Below are 1,368 nucleotides of genomic sequence, written 5' to 3' on the forward strand. Positions count from 1 at the left end.
AATGGCGGAGCATGTGGGCGGTGCAGGAGAACGACTCCAGGCCCAGGCCCTGGATCCGCTGGTTCGCGGTCTCGAAGGTGTGCTCCCAGCCCCGCCCATCGCGGGGCAGGCCGTCCTCGTTGAGCCAGAGCTGAACGGGCTCCAGCCCCTGGCCCGTCCGGCGGAACAGCCGCAGCCGCATCCTGGGCCCCATCTCGTTCCACAGCTTGCGCTCGGTTCCGCCCCGCACCCTTTCCAGGGTCACCGCGGTCGTGCCGTGCGTCGCGAGGACGACCCGGACCCGTTCCAGACGCTCGTAGCGGCCCGCCGCCTGAGCCCGGCGGACTGCCGCCGCGCGGGCGCCCTCGATGTAGGACAGGACGCCCTTCATCGCCGAGCGCGGTGTCCAGTACGGATGTCCGTAGCCGCCCTTCGCGCAGGCGTCCGCCAGCTGGCACGTGTAGTAGCCGCGGGCGCGGTCGTAGGGCGGAAGTTCAGGCAGGACCACGCTCGCCCACTCCGCCACCCGCAGCCCGTTGTCGTAGAGACCGTCGCAGAAGACGGTGTCGCGCTGTTCGTTGCGGCCCCGCCACCACCGGTCCGGCCGCCCGGAAAGATCCATCCCCCGGATCCCCAGGTCACGCCAACGGGTGTAGCCGCCCGGGTCGAGCCATTTGACGTCCGCCTGCCGGCTGGCCCCCGGGGCCGTCATCTCCTCGAACGGGTTGACGACCCCATGGTGTTTCACCGCCTTGTAGAACTTCTTCAGCCCGGCAAGATCGCGGGAGAACGAGTTCGTCTGGACCCGATCGGGGTTCTGCGGGTCAGTGACCCGCCAGAACAAGAACTCCTCCGCGTCCTCTTCGACCGCATCCCACCAGTTGCCGCCGGTCGCGAGCAGGAAGTTCAGCCAGACCACCAGCGAGTACATGTAGTCCCGCTGCGACGTCGGCTCCAGGTTTCGCCACTTCGCCGAGGCCAAAGCCGCGTTCACCCGCAGGTCCGGGCGGCCGTCCGGACCGATCAGGAACCTCTGCCCGTCCCGCAAGCCATGGGCCCTCACCCGCGACGCCAGGTCAGGACCCCAGTCCGGCAGCAGGTCAGCCAGCTCACCGAGATCCTGACCGGCCGCAAACCGGTGCACCTGCCAGCAGTACGCGTCGTCCGAAGGCACCGTCACAACGAGCCAACGACACCGCCCAGCAACAGTCACTGGAGGCCGAAGTCGGCGGCGACACCCCTTGGAACCGCTGCCCGTCCCTCAGCCCCAAAGACCGGGCCCGAGACCAGATCCGGCGCGATCCCGGACAACAGCTCGGCATGTTCACCACCGGACCGCCCCAGGTTGAAACGGTGCACCGGCCAGCGTCTTGCGTCGTCCGTGGTCAC

At 69.1% G+C, this 1,368-nt stretch carries 1 protein-coding gene and 1 pseudogene; both read right to left on the reverse strand.

Features of this window, described 5'->3' with window-relative positions:
- A pseudogene (locus ACFWP3_RS41980) lies at window positions 1-973 on the reverse strand (hypothetical protein); the annotation flags it as partial.
- A gap of 215 nt (window positions 974-1,188) precedes the next feature.
- Window positions 1,189-1,368: hypothetical protein (locus tag ACFWP3_RS41985; protein ID WP_384232224.1), on the reverse strand; the 180-nt coding region annotated here is incomplete at its 5' end.

The organism is Streptomyces sp. NPDC058525 (assembly GCF_042719495.1).
In the GTDB taxonomy this organism is placed as follows: Bacteria; Actinomycetota; Actinomycetes; order Streptomycetales; family Streptomycetaceae; genus Streptomyces.